The 24,131-nt window shown below is 61.3% G+C and carries 17 protein-coding genes, 1 tRNA gene, 3 pseudogenes and 1 riboswitch; of the genes and pseudogenes, 10 read left to right on the top strand and 11 right to left on the bottom strand.

Annotated features, from left to right (window positions below; genetic code table 11):
• Nucleotides 1-3 precede the first annotated feature (3 nt).
• Nucleotides 4-1,599 carry a phosphoglycerate dehydrogenase gene (gene serA, locus QMO82_RS18940; protein WP_183609623.1) on the top strand — a complete coding sequence of 532 codons (1,596 nt, stop codon included), beginning with the start codon at nucleotides 4-6 and terminating at the stop codon, nucleotides 1,597-1,599.
• A 78-nt stretch (nucleotides 1,600-1,677) separates the two neighbouring features.
• On the opposite strand, the gene QMO82_RS18935 is transcribed toward serA, so the two are convergent.
• Complete coding sequence (locus QMO82_RS18935) at nucleotides 1,678-1,941, bottom strand: hypothetical protein (protein WP_183609624.1); 264 nt, start codon at nucleotides 1,939-1,941, stop codon at nucleotides 1,678-1,680.
• A gap of 713 nt (nucleotides 1,942-2,654) precedes the next feature.
• Between QMO82_RS18935 and mnmA the strand changes: the two genes are divergently transcribed.
• Together mnmA and QMO82_RS18925 are read left to right on the top strand one after the other, a co-directional pair.
• On the top strand, nucleotides 2,655-3,854 hold the full coding sequence (mnmA, locus tag QMO82_RS18930) for a tRNA 2-thiouridine(34) synthase MnmA (RefSeq protein WP_183609625.1): 1,200 nt from the start codon (nucleotides 2,655-2,657) through the stop codon (nucleotides 3,852-3,854).
• Between the two features lie 135 nt (nucleotides 3,855-3,989).
• Nucleotides 3,990-4,066: transfer RNA gene (locus tag QMO82_RS18925), tRNA-Met, on the top strand.
• A 399-nt stretch (nucleotides 4,067-4,465) separates the two neighbouring features.
• Here QMO82_RS18925 and QMO82_RS18920 read toward each other — a convergent pair.
• From QMO82_RS18920 to pobA, 4 genes and pseudogenes are all read right to left on the bottom strand, one after another.
• Nucleotides 4,466-5,305 carry a VCBS domain-containing protein gene (locus QMO82_RS18920; RefSeq protein WP_272783968.1) on the bottom strand — a complete coding sequence of 280 codons (840 nt, stop codon included), beginning with the start codon at nucleotides 5,303-5,305 and terminating at the stop codon, nucleotides 4,466-4,468.
• A gap of 365 nt (nucleotides 5,306-5,670) precedes the next feature.
• Nucleotides 5,671-6,386 (bottom strand): annotated as a pseudogene (locus QMO82_RS18915) (ABC transporter ATP-binding protein).
• A pseudogene (locus QMO82_RS18910) lies at nucleotides 6,367-6,762 on the bottom strand (ATP-binding cassette domain-containing protein); the annotation flags it as partial. The pseudogenes QMO82_RS18915 and QMO82_RS18910, both read right to left, overlap by 20 nt.
• Nucleotides 6,763-6,863: 101 nt before the next feature.
• A complete protein-coding gene (gene pobA / locus QMO82_RS18905) occupies nucleotides 6,864-8,036 on the bottom strand; it encodes a 4-hydroxybenzoate 3-monooxygenase (protein WP_183609627.1) in 1,173 nt (390 codons plus the stop codon).
• A gap of 117 nt (nucleotides 8,037-8,153) precedes the next feature.
• On the opposite strand from pobA, the gene QMO82_RS18900 reads away from it, so the two are divergent.
• Entirely contained in the window at nucleotides 8,154-9,044 is an 891-nt protein-coding gene (locus QMO82_RS18900; protein WP_183609628.1) for a helix-turn-helix domain-containing protein, read from the top strand.
• Between the two features lie 78 nt (nucleotides 9,045-9,122).
• Here the strand turns inward: QMO82_RS18900 and QMO82_RS18895 are convergent, their stop codons facing one another.
• From QMO82_RS18895 to QMO82_RS18885, 3 genes and pseudogenes are all read right to left on the bottom strand, one after another.
• Nucleotides 9,123-9,485 (bottom strand): hypothetical protein, encoded by a 363-nt coding sequence (locus QMO82_RS18895; protein WP_183609629.1) that lies wholly within the window; start codon nucleotides 9,483-9,485, stop codon nucleotides 9,123-9,125.
• A 279-nt stretch (nucleotides 9,486-9,764) separates the two neighbouring features.
• Nucleotides 9,765-12,148, bottom strand: a pseudogene (locus tag QMO82_RS18890) (phosphoketolase).
• A 71-nt stretch (nucleotides 12,149-12,219) separates the two neighbouring features.
• The gene (locus tag QMO82_RS18885) at nucleotides 12,220-13,398 is read right to left on the bottom strand and encodes an acetate/propionate family kinase (protein WP_183609630.1); all 1,179 of its coding nucleotides are present in this window, start codon (nucleotides 13,396-13,398) and stop codon (nucleotides 12,220-12,222) included.
• A gap of 265 nt (nucleotides 13,399-13,663) precedes the next feature.
• Between QMO82_RS18885 and QMO82_RS18880 the strand changes: the two genes are divergently transcribed.
• The gene (locus tag QMO82_RS18880) at nucleotides 13,664-15,265 is read left to right on the top strand and encodes an inorganic phosphate transporter (protein ID WP_183609631.1); all 1,602 of its coding nucleotides are present in this window, start codon (nucleotides 13,664-13,666) and stop codon (nucleotides 15,263-15,265) included.
• A gap of 95 nt (nucleotides 15,266-15,360) precedes the next feature.
• Here QMO82_RS18880 and QMO82_RS18875 read toward each other — a convergent pair whose 3' ends face one another.
• Together QMO82_RS18875 and QMO82_RS18870 are read right to left on the bottom strand one after the other, a co-directional pair.
• Nucleotides 15,361-16,932, bottom strand: a complete 1,572-nt coding sequence (locus QMO82_RS18875) for a bifunctional diguanylate cyclase/phosphodiesterase (RefSeq protein WP_183609632.1) — start codon at nucleotides 16,930-16,932, stop codon at nucleotides 15,361-15,363.
• 476 nt (nucleotides 16,933-17,408) lie between these two features.
• The gene (locus QMO82_RS18870) at nucleotides 17,409-17,963 is read right to left on the bottom strand and encodes a histidine phosphatase family protein (protein WP_183609662.1); all 555 of its coding nucleotides are present in this window, start codon (nucleotides 17,961-17,963) and stop codon (nucleotides 17,409-17,411) included.
• A gap of 82 nt (nucleotides 17,964-18,045) precedes the next feature.
• Nucleotides 18,046-18,167, top strand: a riboswitch (cobalamin riboswitch).
• Between the two features lie 28 nt (nucleotides 18,168-18,195).
• Here QMO82_RS18870 and QMO82_RS18865 point away from each other — a divergent pair.
• The 3 genes from QMO82_RS18865 to QMO82_RS18855 all read left to right on the top strand — a co-directional run bounded on the left by QMO82_RS18865 (nucleotide 18,196) and on the right by QMO82_RS18855 (nucleotide 19,953).
• A complete protein-coding gene (locus QMO82_RS18865; protein ID WP_183609633.1) occupies nucleotides 18,196-18,405 on the top strand; it encodes a CbtB domain-containing protein in 210 nt (69 codons plus the stop codon).
• Between the two features lie 116 nt (nucleotides 18,406-18,521).
• Nucleotides 18,522-19,271 carry a CbtA family protein gene (locus QMO82_RS18860; RefSeq protein ID WP_183609634.1) on the top strand — a complete coding sequence of 250 codons (750 nt, stop codon included), beginning with the start codon at nucleotides 18,522-18,524 and terminating at the stop codon, nucleotides 19,269-19,271.
• A 49-nt stretch (nucleotides 19,272-19,320) separates the two neighbouring features.
• Nucleotides 19,321-19,953, top strand: a complete 633-nt coding sequence (locus tag QMO82_RS18855) for a hypothetical protein (RefSeq protein ID WP_183609635.1) — start codon at nucleotides 19,321-19,323, stop codon at nucleotides 19,951-19,953.
• Here the strand turns inward: QMO82_RS18855 and QMO82_RS18850 are convergent.
• Nucleotides 19,938-20,600 carry a sulfite oxidase-like oxidoreductase gene (locus QMO82_RS18850; protein ID WP_183609636.1) on the bottom strand — a complete coding sequence of 221 codons (663 nt, stop codon included), beginning with the start codon at nucleotides 20,598-20,600 and terminating at the stop codon, nucleotides 19,938-19,940. The genes QMO82_RS18855 and QMO82_RS18850 overlap by 16 nt on opposite strands.
• Before the next feature lie 157 nt (nucleotides 20,601-20,757).
• On the opposite strand from QMO82_RS18850, the gene QMO82_RS18845 reads away from it, so the two are divergent.
• On the top strand, nucleotides 20,758-22,584 hold the full coding sequence (locus QMO82_RS18845) for a sensor histidine kinase (protein WP_281413818.1): 1,827 nt from the start codon (nucleotides 20,758-20,760) through the stop codon (nucleotides 22,582-22,584).
• On the top strand, nucleotides 22,581-23,915 hold the full coding sequence (locus QMO82_RS18840) for a sigma-54 dependent transcriptional regulator (RefSeq protein WP_183609637.1): 1,335 nt from the start codon (nucleotides 22,581-22,583) through the stop codon (nucleotides 23,913-23,915). The genes QMO82_RS18845 and QMO82_RS18840 overlap by 4 nt, the downstream gene beginning before the upstream one ends.
• The last annotated feature ends 216 nt before the right edge of the window (nucleotides 23,916-24,131 follow it).

The raw sequence follows: 24,131 nt of genomic DNA, 5'->3' as shown, positions 1-24,131 counted from the left end.
ATAGTGGCACCTCGCGTTCTCGTATCCGACGAATTGTCGGAAACCGCCGTCCAGATTTTCCGCGACCGCGGTGTCGAAGTCGATTTCGAACCGCAGCTCGGCAAGGACAAAGACCGTCTGCTCGAAGTCATCGGCAACTATGATGGCCTAGCCATCCGCTCGGCCACCAAGGTGACGGAAAAGATTATCGCGGGGGCGAAGAACCTCAAGGTCGTCGGCCGCGCCGGCATCGGCGTCGATAATGTCGATATTCCGGCTGCCTCGCGCCGCGGCATCATCGTCATGAACACGCCCTTCGGCAATTCGATCACCACGGCCGAACACGCGATCGCGCTGATGTTCGCCGTCGCCCGCCAGCTTCCGGCAGCCGATACCTCGACCCAGGCCGGCAAGTGGGAGAAGTCGAAATTCATGGGCGTCGAGATTACCGGCAAGACGCTCGGCGTCATCGGCGCCGGCAATATCGGCTCGATCGTCTGCGCCCGCGCCATCGGCCTGAAGATGCATGTCGTCGCCTACGATCCGTTCCTTTCGAAGGAGCGCGCCGAGGAGATGGGCGTTACCAAGGTCGAGCTCGACGAGCTTTTCGCTCGCGCCGATTTCATCACGCTGCATGTGCCGATGACCGACAAGACGCGCGGCATCCTCAACAAGGATGCCCTGGCAAAGACCAAGCCCGGGGTGCGCATCATCAATTGCGCCCGCGGCGGCCTGGTCGACGAGGCAGCGCTTGCCGAAGCCATCAAATCCGGCCATGTCGCCGGCGCCGCTTTCGACGTGTTCGAGGTCGAGCCTGCCAAGGAAAGCCCGCTCTTCGGCCTGCCGAACGTCGTCTGCACGCCGCATCTCGGCGCCTCGACCACCGAGGCGCAGGAAAACGTCGCTCTGCAGGTGGCCGAACAGATGGCGGATTACCTCGTCAACGGCGCGGTCTCCAACGCCATCAATATGCCGTCGATCACCGCCGAGGAAGCGCCGATCCTGAAGCCCTTCATCCGTCTCGCCGATGTTCTCGGCGCCTTCGTCGGGCAGGTCACCGAGGAGCCGATTAAGGAAATTGAGATCCTCTATGACGGCGTCACGGCCGGCATGAACACGCGGGCGCTGACGAGCGCCGTGCTCGCCGGCCTCATCCGCCCGCAGGTCGCCGATGTCAACATGGTTTCGGCGCCGATCATGGTCAAGGAAAAGGGCGTCGTGCTGTCCGAGGTCAAGCGCGACAAAACTGGCGTCTTCGACGGCTATATCAAGCTGACGGTGACGACGGAAAGCATGACGCGCTCGGTCGCCGGCACGGTGTTTTCGGACGGCAAGCCGCGTTTCATCCAGATCAAGGGCATCAACCTCGATGCGGATGTCGGCTCGCACATGATCTACATCACCAACACCGACGTTCCCGGCATGATCGGCTTCATCGGCACGACGCTCGGTGCCGCTGGCGTCAACATCGCCAACTTCCAGCTCGGCCGCGACAAGCAAGGCGGCGACGCCATCGCGCTGCTCTATGTCGACGGCGAGGTTGATGACAGCGTGCTTGCGCAGCTGACGGCCCACCAGGCGATCCGCCAGGCAAAGCTGCTCACCTTCAACATCGACTAGGTTTCCTCCCAAGGAAAACATGGAAAACCCGGCGCGGGAAACGGCGCCGGGTTTCTGCCATTGACGAACCGGTGAGCGTCAGTGATGCCGGCGTCGGCGGACAATCCTGCCAAGACGGGCGGCATCGTCCTGTGCCTTTGTGCGGTGAAGGAAAGCGAGCCTGCTACCGTCAAAACCCTCGAAGAATTCGTCCCAGGAAATCTCCTCCAGCGGTTCCGAGGTGAAATCGACGCGGACGGTTTCGCTGTCCGGCGCGTTCTGGATACGGGCGGGATGGCCGCCGCGCTCTTCGATCCAATGCCTGATCCTGCTGTAATCCGTTGTCGTGCCGACCCTGGCCATGAAACCCTCCTCAGCATCCCATTGCGACATCGATGTAGCCCGGCAACGCACAATCGGTGGAATTGTTCCATGGCGCCCCATTATTTTTTGGAAGCCAGAATCATGATCGCAGCTTGCCGCTTTGCTCATTTCGCCGATGGAAGCTTAAGATTTAGCCTCGATTATGAGGCTGATTTTATTTAATTTTTCCGATATTCTGTCTGGAGTCGGCATGAGCCGCCCCCGAACTTCCCCTTTGCTGAAGGCGAGCAGATGGAGGCCCCCAGCATGGACAGGCATAGAGGATCGCTGCCTTCGGCGGCGGTTGTCGGGCGCCATCAAGCATTCGTTATTTTGAGAACGACGGCCGAACCCTCATAATTGTCGCGGGCTGGAAGGAGGATGCATATGAAACGCTATTCATTCTCGGTGATCGGACTGGCGCTCGTGACTGCCATCATCGCCAATCCGGGCATCGCATTCGCCTGTAACAAGCTGATCGGCACCTGAGCCGCACCCCCCGCTTTACCAAGGCGCGGCTTCGGCTGCGCCCTCTTTTCAACTGGGAATGCGAAACTATCGGCCGTCCGAAGGCCCGCCCCTTGCGTCCAGAGGCAATCCTTTCTATATCGGTCCCTCATCGAGACACGGCGGCCGATCCCGCCGGAGATCAGCAAATCCGCCGCAATTGCAGCGCAAGGGCGGATCGTGACCCGAGCAGAATTGGCACATCGTTGAACACACTGGATTTTGACAAGAAGCCGGAAGAGACCCGCGTCGTCGTCGCCATGTCGGGCGGCGTCGATTCATCCGTCGTCGCCGGCCTCCTCAAACAGCAGGGTTACGATGTGCTCGGCATTACGCTGCAGCTTTACGATCATGGCGCCGCCGTTCACCGTGCCGGCTCCTGCTGCGCCGGCCAGGATATCGACGATGCGCGCCGCGTCTGCGAAACGCTCGGCATCCCGCATTACGTGCTCGATTACGAGAAGCGCTTTCGCGAGACGGTGATCAATCCCTTCGCCGAAAGCTATGTGGCGGGCGAAACGCCGATCCCCTGCGTGTCCTGCAACCAGACCGTCAAATTTGCCGACCTGCTGGCGACGGCCAAGGAGCTCGGCGCCGATGCGCTGGCGACCGGCCACTATATCCGTTCGGCCCGGAACCCTTCGCCGGAAAGCCCCGGCCGCCGCGCGCTGTTCCGCCCGGCCGATGCCGACCGCGACCAAAGCTATTTCCTCTTCGCCACGACGCAGGAACAGATCGATTATCTGCGCTTTCCCTTGGGCGGCCTGCCGAAGGCCGAGACCCGCAGGCTTGCCGAGGAAATGGGCCTCGTCGTCGCCAAGAAGGCCGACAGCCAGGACATCTGCTTCGTGCCGCAGGGCAAATATTCCGACATCATCACCAAGCTGAAGCCGAATGCGGCGCTTGCTGGCGAGATCGTCCATCTCGACGGTCGCGTGCTCGGTACCCATGAGGGCATCCTGCATTTCACGATCGGCCAGCGCCGCGGCATCGGCATCGCCACCGGCGAGCCGCTCTACGTCGTCTTTCTCGACGCCCGCTCGCGCCGCGTGATCGTCGGGCCGAAAGAGGCACTGGAGACGCACCGCGTCTATCTCCGAGACGTCAACTGGCTGGGCGATGAAACGCTTGCGGGAGCGGCTTCCGGCAAAGGCTTTGCCTGCTACGCCAAGGTCCGCTCGACGAGGGCGCCGGCACCCGCCGTGCTGCATGTCGATGCGACCGGCACCTATGTCGACCTGACGGTCGGCGAGGCGGGCATCGCGCCCGGCCAGGCCTGCGCGCTTTATTCCGCCCCCGGTGATAACGCCCGCGTCTTCGGCGGCGGCTTCATCGAGCGCTCCGAGCGCGAGCCTTCGGCGGAAGCCTCGCTGAAGGCGCTTTTGGCCAGCCCCGTCGCCGCCTGAAAGCTATAGGAAACGGCGCCCCACAAAGCCCACCGTTTTTCTCGATCATGCGCTTGACACAAAGCCGAAGCGCACCTTATAAGCCGCTCATCCCACGAACCGGCATCGCTTCGCGAGCAGGTATCGTTGACCAGTGGCGGAGTAGCTCAGTAGGTCAGAGCAGAGGAATCATAATCCTTGTGTCGGGGGTTCAAATCCCTCCTCCGCTACCATCTCCTCAATTGCAGAATGAGCGATTTTTGCGGCTCGATTTCGAGCCGGTTCCGGCGATCGCGCGGCCAGCTCTGATCTGCAGAATTTCCGCCAATGCCGAGGACACTATCTGTAGAGCGCCAAAAGCAATATCGGCATCTTCGTCGTCCAAAGATGGTATGAGGTAGCGATAATAATAGCCCATACGGCCAGCGAGAACATGAGCGCCGCTAACCTGATGATTCCGACTGACTGCATCATTTCCTCCATCCCAGCATAATCGTCCCCCCTCGGACGATCCAATGCTAGCAAGGCTGAGGTCGATCAGCTATCGCAAGAAATTGGTACCGGATAGCCGCTGCAGGACGTGCTCGGAAAAGATGCAAGTTTTCGGCGATACGATGCCCTTTCCCGATCCATCAAACAATGAAATGGAAGTTGTCGTATTGCGCGCCGTAATAGTCCGGGCCGCTCGTTTCGGTGATGACGGGCTCGGTGTCGAGCACGAGATAGTCGATTGCGCCGTAGGTGCTGAGATCGATCACTTGCGGGTCATGAATGCTGTCGGCGGTGATGTTGACCGTGACCAAGAATACGGTATCGCCGTTCAGCCTACCTTCGATCGTCAGAACGTTGTCATAGTCCGACGTGCCGTTGGCGACACTGAATTGCTCAAGCTGGAAGGCGCCGCCATCGGCGGCCTGGATGGGTGTCCAGAACACGCCACCCGACAGATAATGGTTGCCGTCGGCTTCCTTGTGTATCGTTGCGTCGTCACCATCGTGCCAGGCGCCCCAATCGAAGCCTTTGTAGCCCGTGGGGAAGTCGTGGGTGCCGACATCCTCGAAATTGACGAAGACGTCGCCGCGCTCCGGCAGGTCGACCGCGATATTGAGCAGGCCGAAGTCGGTGGCGCCTTTGCCGTCCGAGATCTTGAAATTGAACTGATCGACGAGTTGATCTCCCGGGCCGAGCGCCGCCACCACCGGGTTGATGTGATCGAGTTCGTAGGTGTAGTTGCCGTTGGAATAGACGGTCAGCGTGCCGTATTTTCCCTCGATCGTCGTCGTTGTGGCAGGCCCATCCGGATCGGCCGGCTGCGGAATTCGCTGTCCGTTTACGAAGTTGAGGCGCACCCGATCGCCGTCGGCATCCGTGGAACTGGTGCTGTCCAGGATGTTGCCGTCGATCGGGTTGTCGATGTTGAAAATAGGCTGGTATACGTCGCCTGCGACCGGCTTGTGGTTTGCCATTTCTATCCCCCGTGTAATGTTGTGTTCAACTATGCAACCCTATCGGGTGTCTGGCAACGGAATTCATAGAGTGTAGGGTCGATTCCGAACGTCAAATCCAACAGAATCGGTTGGCTGCAGCCCAGGCATCCAAGTAAAGGGATCGGCATCGACGTCGATCGTGACTATCAATGACGATTGTATGCGCTGTCCTGCGCGGATGCCGTTTCGTTGATCAGGATGTTCCCCGCCTCTTCTGGCGATGCATCGATTTGGCCTGCAGAAACCTTTCAGACAGTCCAATAATGACAGGCAGGTGATGACGTCATCATGACGATATACTGGGTGAAAGGGAGTTGATCGGCAGGTCCGCAGTTCTGCCGATCTCTGCGTCAATGCAGTCCGCCGACCCCGAGCAGGCTCTCGACGACCTCGTGATCCCTGGTGAGGCTCTCCGGCGTTCCCGTCCAGGCCAGTCTGCCTCGTTCGAGAATGACGACCTGATCGGCGAAATCGAGCGCGCTCTGGATACGCTGTTCGACCAGGAGGATGGTCATGTCTCCTGTCTTGGCGAGTTCGGCAAAGGCAGCCATCAATTCCTCGCGGACAACGGGGGCGAGGCCTTCCAGCGGCTCGTCGAGCGGCAGAACGGAGGGGCGGCCGAGAATGGTGCGGGCGGTGGAGAGCATCTGCTGCTCGCCGCCGGAGAGCTGGCTGCCGAGGTTGCGGCGGCGCTCCTTCAGTCGCGGGAACATGGCATAGGCTTCCTCCAACGCGTCTCCGGCCGCGTCTTCAAGCCGACGAAAAGGTTCTCTTCGACCGTCAGCGTCGGGAAGACGCAGCGCGTCTGCGGCACATATCCCAGGCCCTTATGCGCCCGTGTTGCGCTCGGTGCCGTGGTGACATCCGAACCGCCGAGGCGGATACTGCCCTGGTATCGCCTGGTCTGGCCGGCGAGCGTTGCGAGCAGCGTGGTCTTGCCCATGCCGTTGCGGCCGAATACGGCGAGCCGGGCTCCTGCCGGCACGGAGAGGGAAATACCTTCGAGCACGCGTGTCGGCCCATATCCGGCCGACAGATTTTCGACCTCAAGCGATATGGCTGGCATTGGCATAGCTCCCGAGATAGGCCTCGCGCACGCGCACATCCCTGGTGACGTCTTCAGGCCGGCCATCGAAGATGATTGCGCCTGACGTAAGCACGATGACGCGTTTCGCAAAACGGAAGACAAGATCCACGTCGTGTTCGATCATCAGCACGGCGAGATCGGTGGGGAGATCGGCGAGCGCCTGCTCGATGCGACCGGTATCGCTCTGCGGCACGCCGGCTGCCGGCTCGTCGAGCAGCAGCACCTTCGGTCTCAGCGCCAGCGCCACGGCGATCTCGAGAAGCCGCTGCTGACCATAGGCAATCTCATTGACCTTGCGATGCGTCAGTGAAGCCAGTCCGAGTTTTCCCAAGAGATCGTCGACCTCAGCCACGACGTATCCCGGAATTCATGTTCACACTGTTATGAACTGGAGCGGAAACAATGGACGGCCAGCTCCGTGTTCAATGTGGCTTGCATCCGTCGCCAATCTCCCCGTCAGAATGGCAATCCCACATAGTTTTCCGCGAGCACCGTCGAGGCGGCGCGGGAATGGGTGAGATAGTCGAGTTCGGCCTCTTGGATCTTCTGTTCGAAATCACCGGTATCGGGAAAACGGTGCATCATCGTCGTCATCCACCAGGAAAACCGTACGGCCTTCCACACCCGGGCGAGCGCCTTCTGCGAATAGGCGTCGATGCCGCTATTCGAGCGTTCGCGGTAATGTTCGACCAGCCCGGAGTAAAGGTAGTGGACGTCGCTGGCTGCAAGGTTCAACCCCTTGGCGCCAGTCGGCGGGACGATATGGGCGGCGTCGCCGACAAGGAAGAGCCGGCCGAAACGCATCGGTTCGGCGACGAAGGAGCGCAGCGGAGCGATGGATTTCTCGAAGGACGGCGCAGTCGTCAATGCCTCGGCGTGATGCGCCGGCAGACGCCTTCGCAGATCGTCCCAGAAGCGATCGTCGCTCCAGTCCTCGATCTTCTCGTCGAGCGTGCATTGGATGTAGTAGCGGCTGCGGGTGGCCGAGCGCATCGAACAGAGCGCAAAGCCTCTGGGATGGTTGGCGTAGATCAGTTCATGGCTGACCGGCGCCACGTCGGCAAGGACGCCCAGCCAGCCGAAGGGATAGACCTTTTCGAAACTCCGGATCGCCTTTTCGGGCACGGCCTTGCGGCTCGCGCCGTGAAAGCCGTCGCAGCCGGCGATGAAGTCGCAATCGATGCGTTGCGTAGCACCGTCCTTGGTATAAGTGACGAAGGGAGAGTGGCCGTCGAAATCATGCGGCGTGACGTTGGCGGCATCGTAGATCGATGGGGAGCCGCTCGCTTCGCGCCGTTCCATGAGATCGCGCGTCACTTCCGTCTGTCCGTAGACGGTGACGCGCCTGCCGCCAGTCAATTCGTGCAGGTCGATGCGATGGTCGCGGCCGTCGAAGGCCAGTGAGAAACCGTCATGCGGCAGGCCTTCGGCATGCAGCCTCGCGCCTGACTTGGCTTGATCCAGCAGCCCGACGGTGCCTTCCTCGAGAACGCCGGCGCGAACCCTGCCGAGGATGTAATCCTTGTTGACGCGATCGACAATGACATTGTCGATGCCGGCTTCGGTCAGAAGCTGGCCGAGCAGCAGGCCGGATGGACCTGAACCGATAATGGCGACCTGAGTTCGCAAATGCTTCCTCCTTGCATTTTTGCGTTTTGTCAGATTCTGCCGTGCCGCCCTCGTCGCAGCAATGGACATCCCAGCCTAAAAATTGCACTAATCGAACATTGGTGCGGGAGGAGCCCCATGAGCAGACATGTTCCTACCTATGAACTCTACGGCGAAAATACCAGGCGAGGGCTGGATTTTTGGTTGCATTGCGAAACAATTCGCTCCCGCAGCAGCCTGCATCAATGGGAAATTCGTCTGCACCGCCACGAAAGTTTCTTTCAGATATTGTACATCGAGGGCGGTTCGGGCGATGCGATTTTCGGCGAAAGGAGCCATGCCCTCCGGCCGCCGGCAATCATCACCGTGCCGCCTGGGCTCAATCACGGTTTTCGCTTTTCACGCGATGTCGACGGCCTGGTGATCACCCTGTTGAGATCGCATCTCGGCCATCCGCTCGGCGATAAAAGCCAGCTCGGCGAATGGCTGGCGGCACCGCATCTGACGCCGCTCGATCCTGAGAATGTCGAGGCAGCCTATGTCATGCAGACATTGCGGCGGCTGGGCGACGAATTCGAAAACCGGCGCAGCGGCCGCAACGAGGTATTAGCTGCCTATGTCGCCTTGGCGCTCAGGCTGACAGCGAGGATTTCCGATCAGGGTAACACGCGCGAGCTTCCGCCCGACGAGAATGAGCGGCGGCTGGGAATGCTGAACGAACTCATTCAGCGCCATTTCCGATCGCACAAGCCCGCTTCCTTCTACGCCAGGGAGCTTGGCGTTTCGCCGACGCATCTTACCCGTATCGTCCGGTCGATGACCGGCAATACCCCCCATGAATTGCTCGCCGGAAAACTCATCGAAGAGGCGAAACGCCAGCTCGTTTTTACGCTTGGCAGCGTCCAGGAGATCGGGTTTCGGCTCGGCTTTGCCGACCCCGCCTATTTCTCGCGCTTCTTCCTCAAATATACCGGAGAAACGCCGCGGGTCTGGCGGGTAAAGGAGAAGATCCGGCTTGAAGGCGTATAGCGGCAGTCACTCACCGGGACTGCTCCACACGGTCTCTATCGCCCGAGGTGCTCGATTTTCGGCAGATCATTTGATGAACTAACCGGGCATGGTCCTGAACATTATCTGGTCCACGCAATGTCCATTTTCGGGTTTTTTAAAAGCCACCTCCAGAAACATTGATGTTCCTATAGAAAAGATGGAAGACGTCGTCATTTCAATGATGTCTGCTCTACCCACTGGAGCTTTGTTGCAGTCAATGATTTTGCCCGTGGCCTCGAACATCTTGTCGTTTTTGCTTATCATCTCAAAATTCCGGTAGCGCCCGCTTACGTAGATCTCGTATAATTCCAAGTTGGTATAGAAATGCACATTGCCTATAATGTATAGTGCCTCAATAGCCAGTAATGAAGTTGCTATTACATCGGAAATTTTTATGGATATTTGGGGAGGCATTGTCATGTCTTGCGAGTCATATTCGTAGTAAACGCTTAAAAGAAAGCTTGCCCGACATCGTTGAAATAATCAATGCCAGCCCACGCGCGATTGGCGTGTCTGTTATCAAAAGCGGTTCCATTTAATGCTGTGATCCACGCAGTATCATTATCGGATGATGCCAGGTTTCCGGTTATTACATTGCCAGTGGCCCACCTGTTGGGATCTGCCTAAACAGACACACCTGTATCCAACCCGGCGAATATCGAAAGCTTCGGACTTCTCCGGCGGTGCCTGGCCTTCGCCTCACGCCGCAGGCCACGTCCAGTTCCGCACCTCCGGCATGTCCTCGCCATATTCCCTGACATAGTCGTGATGCTCCGCGAGCTTGCCGCGGAAGGCGGCCAGTGCTTCCTTTGCCTTTTCCTTCAGGCCCGGCACGCGCTCGATGGCTTCGATGGCGAGGTGGTAGCGGTCGAGTTGGTTGAGGACGGTCATGTCGAAGGGGGTTGTCGTCGTGCCCTCCTCGATGAAGCCGCGGACGTGGATGTTGCGGTGGTTGGTGCGTTTGTAGGTCAGGCGGTGAATGAGATAGGGATAGCCGTGATAGGCGAAAATGACAGGCTTGTCCGATGTGAAAATTGCGTCGAAGGCCTCGTCGGTCAGGCCGTGCGGATGCTGATCCCGGGATTGCAGCGCCAGCAGATCGACGACATTGACGGTACGAATCTTCAGCTCCGGGATGGCCCTGCGCAGCAGGTCGACGGCGGCGAGCGTCTCCATTGTGGGCACATCGCCGGCGCAGGCCATGACGAGATCGGGGGAGGTCGCGTCTTCCTCGTTGCCCGCCCAGTGCCAGATGCCGATGCCGGCCTCGCAATGTTTCGCCGCTTCATCCATCGACAGCCATTGTGGCTCCGGCTGCTTGCCGGCAACGATGACGTTGACGCGGTCGTAGGTGCGCAGGCAATGGTCGCCGACCCAGAGCAGGGTATTGGCATCCGGCGGCAGATAAATGCGGACGATATCGGCCTTCTTGTTGGCGACGAGATCGACGAAACCGGGATCCTGATGGCTGAAGCCGTTATGGTCCTGACGCCAGACATGCGAGGTCAGCAGGTAATTCAGCGATGAGATCGGCTTTCGCCATTCGAGTTCGCGCGTCACCTTCAGCCATTTGGCGTGCTGGTTGAACATGGAATCGATGATGTGGATGAAGGCCTCGTAGCAGGAAAAGAGGCCGTGCCGGCCGGTCAAGAGGTAGCCTTCCAGCCAGCCCTGGCAGAGATGTTCGGAGAGCACTTCCATAACGCGCCCGTCGCGGGAGAGGTGGACATCATAAGGCTCGATACCCTCCATCCAGACACGGTCGGTGACGTCGAAGACGCTGCCGAGGCGGTTCGATTCCGTCTCGTCGGGGCCGAAGATACGGAAGTTGGCGGCCTCCGCGTTGCGCTTCATCGTGTCGCGCAGGTAATGGCCGAGAATCTCCGTCGACTGCACCATGGCGCTGCCGCGCTTGCCGATATCGACCGCATAGTCGCTGATATCGGGAACGTCGAGCTCCCGGCGCAGCAAGCCGCCATTGGCATGCGGATTGGCGCCCATGCGGCGTTCGCCGGCGGGTGCCAGCGCGCGCAGTTCGGGTTTCAGCCGGCCGTCGGCGCCGAACAAGTCTTCGGGGTCATAGCCGCGCATCCAGTCCTCGAGGATCTTGCGATGGCCGTCATCCCCGCGGCAGTTGGAGACCGGCACCTGGTGGGCGCGCCAGAAGCCTTCCACCTTCTTGCCGTCGACCTCCTTGGGGCCTGTCCAGCCCTTCGGGCTGCGCAGCACGATCATCGGCCAGCGCGGGCAGCCTTCAGCGGCCTTGCCGTCACGGGCTTGCCTCTGGATCTCCCGGATGCGGTCGAAGACGCTGTCCAGGGTTGCGGCCATCTGCTGATGCATGTCGCGCGGCTCATGCCCCTCGACGAAGAACGGTTCGTAGCCATAACCTTCGAAGAGACACTTGAGGTCGTCATGACCAGTGCGGCCGAGAATGGTCGGGTTGGCGATCTTGTAGCCGTTCAGATGCAGGATCGGCAGTACGGCGCCGTCGCGGGCGGGGTTGAGGAATTTGTTGGAATGCCAGCTCGCAGCCAGCGGCCCGGTCTCGGCCTCGCCGTCGCCGACGACGAGGCGACGATCAACTCGGGATTGTCGAAGGCGGCGCCATAGGCATGGACGAGGGCATAACCGAGTTCGCCGCCCTCGTGGATCGATCCCGGCGTTTCGGGGGCTGCATGGCTCGGGATGCCGCCAGGGAAAGAGAATTGCCGGAAGAGCTTGCGCATGCCCTCCGTATCCTCGGAAATATCGGAATAGATCTCGCTATAGGTGCCTTCGAGATAGGTGTTGGCCACCATGCCCGGCCCGCCATGGCCGGGGCCGCACATGTAGATGATGTCGAGATCGCGGGCGCGGATGAGGCGGTTCAGATGCGCATAAATGAAATTCAGGCCGGGCGTCGTGCCCCAATGGCCGAGCAGGCGGGGTTTGATGTGCTCTGCCTTCAGCGGCTCACGCAGCAGAGGATTGGCCAGCAGGTAGATCTGGCCGACCGAGAGATAGTTGGCGGCCCGCCAATAGCGGTCGATGAGGGTGAGTTCGGCATCGGTCAGAGCGGCGGTCGAGACATGCGTTTCCATCGGCTTCTCCCGTTCGAAAACCTGTTCAACGTCAAGTCTACCGGTCGGCGCCGAATTGCCGTTGATCTGGATCAGTCACTGCGAAGAATAGACAGCGCCTCGTCGGCGATGACCTGTTCCTCATCGGTGGCGATGACATGGGCGGCGATGCGGCTTTCCCCAGTGCTGATCGTGAAATCACCGGCGGCATTGGCCTTTTCGTCGATCGCAAGGCCGAGCCAGGACAGTCGTTTCGCCACGCCGTTGCGGATCTCCGGCTGATGCTCGCCGATGCCGGCGGTGAAGACGATGGTGTCGAGGCCGTTCAGCGTTGCCGCCATGCGGCCGATCTCGCCGGCGATGCGCAGGGTGAAAAGGTCGATCGCCTGGCGCGCCTCCGGCTGCCCGTCCTTCAACAGCTCGCGCGTATCGGTGCTGATGCCGGAAACGCCGAGCAAGCCGGAGCGGTGATAGAGCAGGTCTTCGATCTCCCTGAAGGATTGCTTCTTCTCACCGGCCAGATGCAGGATGACGCCGGCATCGAGCCAACCGGGGCGCGTCGCCATCGGAATGCCGTCGAGTGTCGAAAAGCCCATGCTGCAATCGCGGCTGACGCCGTCATCCAGCGCGCAGAGGCTGGCGCCGCTGCCGAAATGGGCGACCACCGCCTTAGCTGCACGCGGCGCCTTGCTGGCAAGCACAGCGGCGATGAATTTGTAGGAAAGGCCGTGGAAGCCGTAACGCTTGACGCCCTCGTCATGCAGGGCACGGGGAATGGCGAAGCGGCGAACGAGATCGTCCTGCGTGGCATGAAAGGCAGTGTCGAAGGAGGCTGTCTGGGCAAGATGCGGTTTCAGATGCCGGAGCGCGCGGATGAAACGCAGCGCCTGCGGCTGGTGCAGGGGTGCAAGCGGGGTCAGCGCATCGACGGCATCGATTGCGGCGGCGTCGAGGGCGATCGCCTTCGTGAAACGGTCGCCGCCATGGACGACGCGATGGCCAGCGGCGCGTGTGGCGGTGATGTCGACATGATCGGCGAGAAGCGCGAAAACCTCGTCGACGACGCCGTGCAGGTCGTCCGTCACTTCGGCCTTCAATGGCATCTCGAATGTCTGCGATCCCTTCGTCAGGTCGAGCGAGAGCGGCTCGGCGCGAAAATCGATCACACCCTTGCCGATGCGCCGGGCCGCAGCGCCATCCATCGCGAAGATGCCGATCTTGACGGTCGAGGAGCCGGCGTTGAAGGTCAGGAGGAGATCGGTCGATGGCATGTTTCGAAGACTCCGCGTCAAGATGCCGAACTTAGGGCCGGGGCTTCGGACGGAAAGGCATTTATTCGCCGGTCGCGTGTTTTTGTCGCTCCCGGCCCGTCATTCCGGTCGGTGGGGCGTGCGACGGGGTATTTTCATCCGTAGGGCGGACAGCATGTGACGGCTAATATTGCCTGATGTCAGTGCCTTACGACGTCATGAGAGCTTCACGCTGCGGAATTATTAACAAAAGGCACATTTGCAAAACGGAATAAGGAACTATGCCATGGCCGATATTGCCCCCAGCCAGGTTCATAGCGACACTTCCCACCCGCTCCACAGTTCGAATTCATCCGGCAAATGGTTCTTGCCGGTATTCGCACTCGTTCTGGTCTGCGGCCTCGGATATGTCGCCTATGCACTCACCCGCGACCTGACAACCGCAGTTGCCGTTCCCTGGATTCTCTTAGGTCTTGCTCTGCTGATTGCGCTCGGCTTCGAATTCGTCAACGGTTTCCACGATACGGCCAATGCCGTAGCCACCGTCATCTACACGCGTTCCCTGCCGGCGGAATTCGCCGTCATCTGGTCGGGTTTCTTCAACTTCCTCGGCGTGTTGACCTCGAGCGGCGCCGTCGCTTTCGGCATTCTGGCGCTGCTGCCGGTGGAACTGATCCTGCAGGTCGGCTCCGGTTCCGGCCTTGCCATGGTCTTCGCGCTGCTAATTGCCGCGATCGTCTGGAACCTCGGCACCTGGTATCTCGGCCTGCCGTCGTCGAGCTCGCATACGCTGGTGGGATCGATCATCGGCGTCGGCCTCGCCAACCAGTTCTTGGCGCCGGCAGGCACGGCGACGAGCGGCGTCGACTGGTCGCAGGCGACCAATATCGGCCTGTCGCTTTTGATCTCGCCGCTGATCGGCTTCGGTCTTTCCGCCGTGCTTCTGCTGGTTATGAAAGTCCTGGTGCGCAACAAGGCACTCTACGACGAACCGAAGGGCAACCAGCCGCCGCCGCTCTGGATCCGCGCGATCCTGATCTTCACCTGCACCGGCGTCAGCTTCGCCCACGGTTCCAACGACGGCCAGAAGGGCATGGGCCTCATCATGCTCATCCTGATCGGCCTCGTGCCAACCGCTTTCGCGCTGAACCGCACGCCCGATGTCAACTATCTCGAGGCTTACAAGTCGGCATCGGTCCAGGTGGAAACCGCGCTCGGCAAATATGTGAAGCCCAGCGTGACCGTCACCGACTACAAGGCCGAGATCAGCAACGCCGTCAAGAACAAGACCTGGACGGATGCAACGACGCCGGCTCTGCAGCAATATATCCACCAGACGAGCGCCGAAGTCGCCGCCTTCCCGACGCTGGAAGCGGTGCCGACCAATCTCGTCGGCAACGTCCGTAACGACATCTACCTGATCGGTGAGGCGCTGAAGCTGATCGACAAGCAGAAGCTGCTGCCGATGGACGCTGGCGACCTCAGTGCAGTGACGAACTACCACAAGGCGGTCGACAATGCGACGAAGTTCATCCCGCTCTGGGTGAAGGTGGCGGTCGCGATCGCGCTCGGCCTCGGTACGATGGTGGGCTGGAAGCGGATCGTCGTCACGGTCGGCGAAAAGATCGGCAAGACGCATCTGACCTACGGCCAGGGCGCGGCAGCCGAAGTGGTGGCGATGGTCACCATTGCCTCGGCCGATCATCTCGGCCTGCCGGTCTCGACCACGCATGTTCTGTCGTCCGGCGTCGCCGGCACCATGGCGGCGAACGGTTCCGGCCTGCAATGGTCGACCGTGCGCAACATGCTGATGGCCTGGGTGCTGACGCTGCCGGCCTCGATCGCGATCGCCTTCGTGCTGTTCGTGATCCTGCGGCAGGTGTTTTAGAGCAAATTCCAGGAAGAGTGCAAAGCGGTTTTCCCAGGCAAAGCGCTAAGCGGTTTTGCCGGGAATCGCGTCAAAACAAAGGGTAGAGCGCTCCGTCAGGCCGTGGAGGCCAGACTGGTATTGCGATCGCTGATGAAGATGCCCGCCTCGGCGGCGGGCATCGCCTTGCCGAAGAGATAGCCCTGGCCGATATCGCAGCCAAGCTGCAGCAGGAAGGCGAGCTGGCTATGCTCCTCAACGCCTTCCGCTGTTGTTTTGATGTTGAGGCTCCTGCCGAGGCCGAGCATGGCGCGGACGATCTTTTCCTGGCGTTCGTCGTCGCGATAGGTGGCGATGAAGCTCTTGTCGATCTTGATCTTGTCGAAACGATAGCGGGCGAGTTGGGCGAGGCTCGAATAGCCGGTGCCGAAATCGTCGAGGGCGATCTGGATGCCGGCCGCGTGCAGTTCGTCGAGAACGACGACGGCGATGGCGGGATCCTGGATCAGCGCATTTTCGGTGATCTCCACTTCCAGGCGCTGCGGCGGCAGCCGGCTTGCCGAGAGAACCTTGAGGATGCGGGAAGTCAGGAGCCTGTCTTCCATCTGCACCGGCGAGACGTTGAAGGACAAGGTCACATGCTCCGGCCAGGTGAGTGCGTCGCTGCAGGCCTGGGCGAGAAGATCCTCGAACAATGCGGTGATCATGCCCGTCTCCTCGGCGATATCAATGAAGACAGGCGGCGGGATGTTGACACCATCATCGCCGATCCAGCGCGCCAAGGCCTCGAAGCCACAGAGCTGGCCGGACTTCAGGTCGATCAGCGGCTGATAGAAGGGTTTGATCGCCTTGGTGGAAATTGCAGCACGCAGCCTGGTTTCCAGCGCGGCGCGTTCCGTTACCTTGTCCTGCATCGACGGTTCGAAGACGAAATAATGGTTGGGTCCGCGTGATTTCGCCTCGTACATGGCAAGGTCGGCACGATGGGCGGCATCTTCAAGGGGTTCGGCTCCCTCGACCCAGCGGTCGTAGCCGACGCTGGCGCCGACTTCGACGGCAAAGCCATCGATATGGATCGGCCGGGTAATGGCCTGGATCAAAAGCTTGGCAAAACGCTCCTCGCGTTGCGCCGTCAGGGCGAACGCGACGATGACGAATTCGTCACCGCCGAAGCGATAGACGCAGTCGGCATTGCCGAGCGCGCAGATGCGTCTGGCAACCTCGATCAACAGGACGTCGCCGCCCTTGTGGCCGACGAGATCGTTAACTTTCTTGAAGCCGTCGAGGTCGACGGAGAAGAGGGTGACGTTGCGGCCCCACTCCTCGATCTCGGCCTCGTCGGTCTTGATCGGCCGGGAAAGAATCTTGCGCTCGAAGGCGTAGCGGTTCGGCAGTTTGGTCAGGTGGTCGTGGGTTGCGGTCCAATCGGCCTTTGCCTGAGCGGCGGCGCGCTGTTCCGTTTCCTTGCGCAGGTCGGCGATGCGCAGCACCGAATAGATGAAGCTCATGGCACCGGCGATGCCCAGCGCCAGAACGAGCTTGTCGGCGCCGTATTCGCCGAAACCGGTCATGAAGAAGGCAAGGCTGTCGTCAAGCTGCAGCAGCGTGCCGAGGAGCCAGAGAGTGATCCCGAACCCGACGATCGACACACATTGCCTTCCGGCCCTGCTCTGGAAAAATACCGGCACCACGCCTTCTCCATCTCCAACCTTCGCGGAAGTAGCACAAAAGTCTGAAATGTTCGTTGAAACCAGAAGGCGAATTATCGGAGGCGGCAGCCTGTTGCTGTACCGTCAAGGGACCAGAGGGGTGCTTTTGCGAGACCGAGAAACGCTGAGCGCGGTCTTCGTCGTGATTGCAGACTGGCGTGTGAAAAGAACGAAGGCGAGCGTGCCATGGCACCGCTCGCCCTTTCGTGCTTCAGGCGGTGACGATCAGCAGCGGGACGCTGACGATGAGACCGACCAGAACTGTGACTGTGGCAAAACGCATCAAACGCAAGCGTCGCGTGCGCTCCCCACTCCAATCATATGTCATTCTTCCATCTCCTTGGGATAAGGAAGTAGTCCCCGCCAAACCGGGTTCAATAGAGATGACGCGATTTGCTTGTGTAAGGCTGGATAAGTTTATGCAGCGATTCAAGGTGTTACAGCGGCCTCGGGCTCTAATGCGGAAAGCGTAGAGACCAGCGCCGTCCATCAGTGGTCATGTGAATGACGGCGAGTGGCTCGACGTCGCTCAGCCAGAAGGAAGGGAGTGGCGCCTGAAGCACATGCGCCACCGCTGCCCGAATGACGGCCGCGTGGCTGACGGCGATCACATGGCCGCCGAGGCTGGATTCATTGTCCATCCAGCTGGCGACCCGCCTGCGCAGATCAACAAGGCTCTCGCCGCCATGCGGGGCAGCTTCCGGATCGCTCATCCAGGCCAGGAGGTTTGCCGGCTCGTCTGCCTCGACCGTGGTGATCGACCTGCCGGCCCAGCGGCCATGGTCGCAGTCGCGAAGCGCCTGATCTATCCGGGCGTCAAGGCGAAGCGCTTCCGCGGTCTGGCGCGCGCGTAAGGCGGGGCTCGTGGCGATACGGTCGGCGCGGGGAGGGGCAGCCATGCTGGCCGCTTCTTCCTCCGCCTTGTCTTCCAGCGGTTCGTCGAGCGGGAACAGGGCTTTGCGGCTTGCCATCGTCGCGCCGTGGCAGATCCAGGTGAGGCGCGTATTCACCATCGTTCTGATCTCCCGGAATGCGGCTCCAGCGTCTTTGCCGGCTTGTGAAGTTTCGTTGACAGTCTCTTCGGCGTGCAGATATAACCGTGCTGTTGCGGGTTTGGAAGCCGGTGGAAATCCGGCACGGTCGCGCCACTGTGACCAGCGTGTCGAAAGCTCTTCGCGTTGGAAGTCAGACCCACCTGCGTAAGCACTCTTTCGACTGAACGCGTCATTCCCGGAGGAATACATGTCTGACACCACTTTCGCGCCCGCAGCAGTACCGGCGCCGATCCCCTTAGGAGAGATCCTGCCCTGGGCGATCTTCGGCGGCCTGCTGATGCTCATCGTCCTCTATTTCGTCGGTACCGAGGAAGGCGCAATGGCGCTGTTCAATGGCATGTATGTGCACGAATTCGTGCATGACGGTCGTCATCTCCTCGGCTTTCCCTGCCACTAAAGCGCGTCGCGATCTTTCAGATTCGCTTCTCGCGCCTTAGGTCTTGTTTTGCGCATGTCGTTCTCGCGAAACCGCTCACACAGTTTTGCGCGACATGCTTTAGGGGAGTTCCTGACATGGTTGGAAACCTTCTGCTTCGCGGCATGCTCGCGGGCCTGATTGCCGGTATTCTCGTTTTTGCCTTCGCCCATACCTTCGGCGAGCCGCTGGTCGATGCGGCCATCGCCTTCGAGGCGGCGACTGCGCAGGCGGCCGGCGAAGCTGCTGAACCTGAAATCGTCAGTCGCGCCACGCAGGCCGGTCTCGGCCTTTTTACCGGCGTCATGGCCTACAGCGTCGCCGTCGGCGGGCTTTTTGCGCTTGCCTTCGCTTTCGTGCACGGGCGCTTCAGCAGCCTTTCGGCGCGCGGCACTTCGGCGGTCATCGCCCTTGCCGCCTTCGTGGCGATCGTTCTTGTTCCCGGGATCAAGTATCCGGCCAATCCGCCGGCGGTCGGCAATCCCGACACGATCGGCGTCAGGACCGAAATGTTCTTCCTGATGATCGTCGTTTCGCTTGCCGCGCTGGTTGCCACAGTGGCGCTGTCGCGCCGTCTTGCCGAACGTTTCGGTCTCTGGAACGGTGCGATCATCGCCGGCATCGCCTATCTCGTCTTCATCGGCCTCGTGCTCTATCTGCTGCCGCCGATCAACGAGGTGCCGGAGAATTTCTCGGCGATGGTGCTCTGGCGGTTCCGCACGACCTCGCTCGGCATGCACGTGATCCTCTGGGCAACCTTGGGCCTCGCCTTCGGAGTGCTGGCGGAAAAGCAGCTTGCCGTGAAAGGCGGGCCGCAACGAGGTCGGCCGGCAACGGCGTTTCACTGAATGCATCGAGGGGCGCCGCATACCGGCGCCCTGAACTTTTCGGGCAAACATGAAAAGCAGCCGAACCATACCGCTCCTGTCGACGGCGTTTGTCGGCGTCGCCTTTTCTTGCGTGGTTGCCGGAAACGCCTTTGCCCATAGCCGCAGCGGCGGCGGCAGCCATGCCGGGCTGGATATCCCCGAGATTTCCCATGGCGAGATGGCGGTGATTTCAGACTATCGCAGTGGGATCATTGACCTTGCGTCGCAAGCGGTCGATACCAACGAGCGGTTCCGCCGCGTGCTGAACTATGCCGAAATCCAGTATTCCTATTGTCTATGGGGCCGGATGCCGGGTAGCGTGACGGACGAGGAAAGCCCGTTCAACCAATGCGCCCATGCCTATCTCGCAGCGACCAAGGCCGTCTTGTTTTCGATGCGTGAGATGCCGCGGGAGAGCGCTGCGGCGGGTGAAATCATTTCCGCGGTCGACGCCGACATGGTGCGGCGCGGCCTTGCGCTCGTCACCTGCCGGTTCAGCGGCGAGGCCTTCAACACCGCCGATGTTGTCAAGCCGCACTGGAGCAAGGTACCGCTTCATCCAGCCAGTATGGCATCGTTGACGGGGCTTGCCGCATTGTTCGGCGTTGGTTTTTATGCGCTTCGCCGCTTGCTGCGGCCGGAGGCTCAATCGTCGGAATAGCGCTGCTCGCGCCACGGATCGCCGTAGATGTGGTAGCCGTTCTTTTCCCAGAAACCGGCCTCGTCGTCCGGCATAAGCTCGATGCGGCGCAGCCATTTGGCGCTTTTCCAGAAATAGAGATGCGGCACGACCAGGCGCATCGGGCCGCCGTGATCCGCCGTCAGCGGCAAGCCTTCCCAGGCGGTGGCAAGGATCGCGTCCTCGGCGGCGAAATCGGCGAGCGGCAGGTTGGTGGTATAGCCGTCATAACTGGTCAGCATGACGTAACCGGCTTCCGGCTTGGGCATGGCGAGATCGAGCAGATCGCGCGTCGAGACGCCCTTCCATTTGTTGTCGTAGCGCGACCATGTGGTGACGCAGTGGATATCGCTGACCTTAGTGCTCTGCTCGATCGCGTGGAAGGCGGCCCAGGTGAGGGTGAGCGGCGTTTCGACGAGGCCGCGCACCTCGAGCCGCCAAGTATCCGTAGAGACAACAGGCTGCTGGCCGAGATCGAGCACCGGCCAGTTCTTGACGAGGTGTTGGCCGGGCGGCAGGCGCTCGGTTTCGGGTCGGCTGATGCGGCCGGTCAGGAACTTGCCTTCGGCGGCCCAGCGACGCTTGGATGTGGTGAGCTTGCTGTCGGCGGGTGTCTGATCGTCGCTCATGGGCGGGGCCTCCTTGCGGTGCAGCAATAGGATATCCGCGTTCGTTAAGTGTCAAGTTTCGGCAGGCCCTTGGAAATCCCCGTCCGTCTCATTAAACTCGGCACTGTCGGGCCTCGCTGGGGAGTGGAGGCAGAAAGGGGAGGAGCGGGATCTGTCTTTGCGATATCGCGCGATAGCGGCGTTGCTCGTGGTGCCGCTGATCACCTTCGCCTTCTTCACCTATGGAAGCGCGATCGCGACGCGCGCCTATATGGCGGAAGCCTCGGCGCAGGCGGGAACGGCGCTGCGCCTTGCGGTCTCGGCGCTCAGCGGGCATCTCAACCGCTACGAAGCGCTGCCGGCGCTGATCGCCGATCACGAGGACATCAAGGAATTGGTGAGCGCGCCCGAGGATACGGCGCTGCGCGATGCCGCCAATCTCTATCTCAAGGAGATCAACGGGCTGCTGAAATCCTCCGACATCTATGTGGTCAAGCCTGATGGAGAGACGATCGCGGCGAGCAATTACGATGGACCGGCAAGCTTCGTCGGACAGAATTTCAGCTACCGGCCCTATTTCCAGGACGCGATCGAAGGCCGGCAGGCGCGGTTCTACGCGCTCGGCACCACCTCGCTGAAGCGCGGCTATTATTTTGCCGCGCCGATCCGGATCGATGCGGCTATTCGCGGCGTCATCGTCTTCAAGGTCGATATCGACATGATCGAATCGTCCTGGGGCGGCGGCGAATACAAGATCTTCGTCTCCGATCCGGAGGGCATCATCTTCATGTCCGGCAGCCCGGAATGGCTCTATGGCGCCATCCTGCCGCTGACGGCCGATCGCATCGCGCGCACGGAAGCGTCGCGACGCTATGCCAATGCCAGGCTGACGGCGCTACCGGTGACGCGCCAGCGCCTCGAGCCGCATGAGCTGATGACGCTGGCCGGCGAGCGCGGCTCGAGCGAATATCTGGTGCTCTCGCATTACATGCCGGCCGAGGACTGGACGGTGAACGTGCTGATGGAGACGAGTTCCATCCGTGCCCAGGCGCGCACCGCGCTTGCGGCGGTCTTTCTCGTCCTCTGCATTGCCGGGCTCGCGGTCGCGGTCATTCGCCAGCGGCGGGCGCGGCTTGCCGAGCGCATGCAGATGCAGGCCGACGCCCGCAACGAGCTGGAGCGGCGCGTCGAGGAACGCACGGCCGATCTTGCCCGCGTCAACAGCCGCATCGAAGAAGAGATCGCCGAGCGGCGACTGACCGAGCAGCAGCTCCGCCAGACACAGGCCGATCTGATCCAGGCCGGCAAGCTCGCCGGCCTCGGGCAGATGTCGGCTGCGCTTTCGCACGAGTTCAACCAGCCGCTCGCCGCCGCCAAGACCTATACCGACAGCGCCTCCGTTCTCATCGATCGCGGCCGGACGGAGGAGGCGCGGGACAATATTAAGCGTATCGGCGGGCTCATCGACCGCATGGCCGCGATCAGCCGGCACCTGCGCAACTTCGCCCGCAAACCGAACGAGAAGCTCGGGTCGGTTTCTCTCGACGAGGCGATGCATGACACGCTCGAGATCATCGCTTGGCGGCTGAAAGCGGCGGATGCCGAACTCCGGCTCGATCTCGGGCCGTGTCCGCCGGTTGTGCGCGCCGGTTCGGTGCGTCTGCAGCAGGTGCTGGTGAATGTGATCTCGAATGCGGCCGATGCGGTGGAAGGGCTGGATGACAGGCGCATCGAAGTTTGCGCCTTCGAGGAGGCCGGCAAGGTGATGCTGACGATACGCGATCACGGGCCGGGCGTGCCGGCGGCGATCGCCGAGCGCATCTTCGATCCCTTCTTCACGACGAAGGGCGTCGGCAAGGGACTCGGTCTCGGGCTTTCGATCTCCTACAACATTATCAAGGATTTCGGCGGCAGCCTGACTGCTGCCAATCATCCTGAAGGGGGGGCGGTCTTCCGCATCGAGCTGCAATCGGCGGCGGGGCTGATGCCGGAGGCGGCGGAATGAACGATGCGAAGATCCTGCTGGTTGACGACGAGGAGGAACTGCGCCGCTCGACGGCGCAGGCGCTGGAGCTCTCCGGCTTCAGCGTCGAGACCTTTTCGAACGGCGACCATGTGCTGGAACTGATCGGCTACAGTTTTCCCGGCGTCGTCGTCAGCGATATCCGCATGCCCGGCATGGACGGCATGACGCTGATGCAGAAGATCCGCGAGATCGATCAGGAGGTGCCGGTCATTCTCGTCACCGGCCATGGCGACGTTCAGCTTGCGGTGAAGGCGATGCGCGAAGGCGCTTACGATTTCATCGAGAAGCCGTTTACGCCTGAAATGCTTGCCGGCGTCATCCGCCGGGCGATGGAGCGGCGCGGCCTCGTGCTCGAAAACCGGCTGCTGAAGGCGGTCGCCGGCAAGCGCGACGATATCGAGGCGCGGCTGCCGGGGCGCACGCAGGTGATGGTGGATCTGCGCTACCGCATCCGCGCGATCGGCGCGAGCGATGCCGATACGCTCATCGTCGGCGAGACCGGCGCCGGCAAGGAAGTGGTGGCGCGGGCGCTTCACGATATCAGCGCCCGGGCGAGCCGGCCGTTCATCGCGATCAATTGCGCCGCGCTGCCGGCAAACCTGATCGAGAGCGAGCTCTTCGGCCATGAGATCGGGGCCTTTCCGGGGGCGGTGAGGCCGCGCTACGGAAAGTTCGAACATGGGCGCGGCGGCACCATCCTGCTCGACGAGATCGGCTCCATGCCCTTCGACCTGCAGGCGAAGTTCCTGCGGGTGCTGCAGGAACGGGTGATATCAAGACTCGGATCGAACGAGGTCGTGGCGCTCGACGTGCGCTTCATCGCGACGAGCAAGGTCGACCTGGAAGCGGAAGTGGCGGCAGGGCGCTTCCGCGCCGACCTCTTCTACCGGCTTGATGTCGCAACGCTGCATGTGCCCTCGCTGTCGCAGCGGCGGGCCGATATTCCGCTGCTCTTTCTGCAACTGGTGCGGGAGGCGGCCGCCCGCTACGGCCGCGACGAGGGGGCCGTGCCGCCGGAGATGATCTCCGACATTGCCCAGCGCGACTGGCCGGGCAATGTGCGTGAACTCAGGAACGCCGCCGACCGGCTGGTTCTCGGCCTCGACAATGGCGGGCGGCAGGCCGAGGAGGCAACCGGGCTTGCCGAGCGCGTTGCCGAATTCGAACGAGGGGTCATTGCCAGCGCGCTGGTGGCCCATGGCGGCAGCCTCAGGCCGGTCTACGAGTCACTCGGCATTTCCCGCAAGACCCTCTACGAAAAGATGCAGAAATACGGCCTCGACAAGCGGATGCTGACCACCGACGGTTAGATTGCGGCGGCTGAACCTGCTGCGATGGGTGGAAATCCACCCATCGCATTGGTCGTTTGTTTCCAAATCGACCCATGCTGCATCGCACTTTCGCAGAATCCTCCTTCGAAAGCGGCGGCGATCATTGCGGACCCATTTTTCGCGGCGGCAAATAGGCCATCCCAACCGGCGCGGAGGAAGTGTCGGCGGGCTCGCTTATTTCATCAGGGAGGAAAC

This window comes from Rhizobium sp. BT04 (assembly GCF_030053135.1).
Classification (GTDB): domain Bacteria; phylum Pseudomonadota; class Alphaproteobacteria; order Rhizobiales; family Rhizobiaceae; genus Rhizobium; species Rhizobium binxianense.
This window is presented reverse-complemented; position numbering and strand designations above follow the sequence as displayed.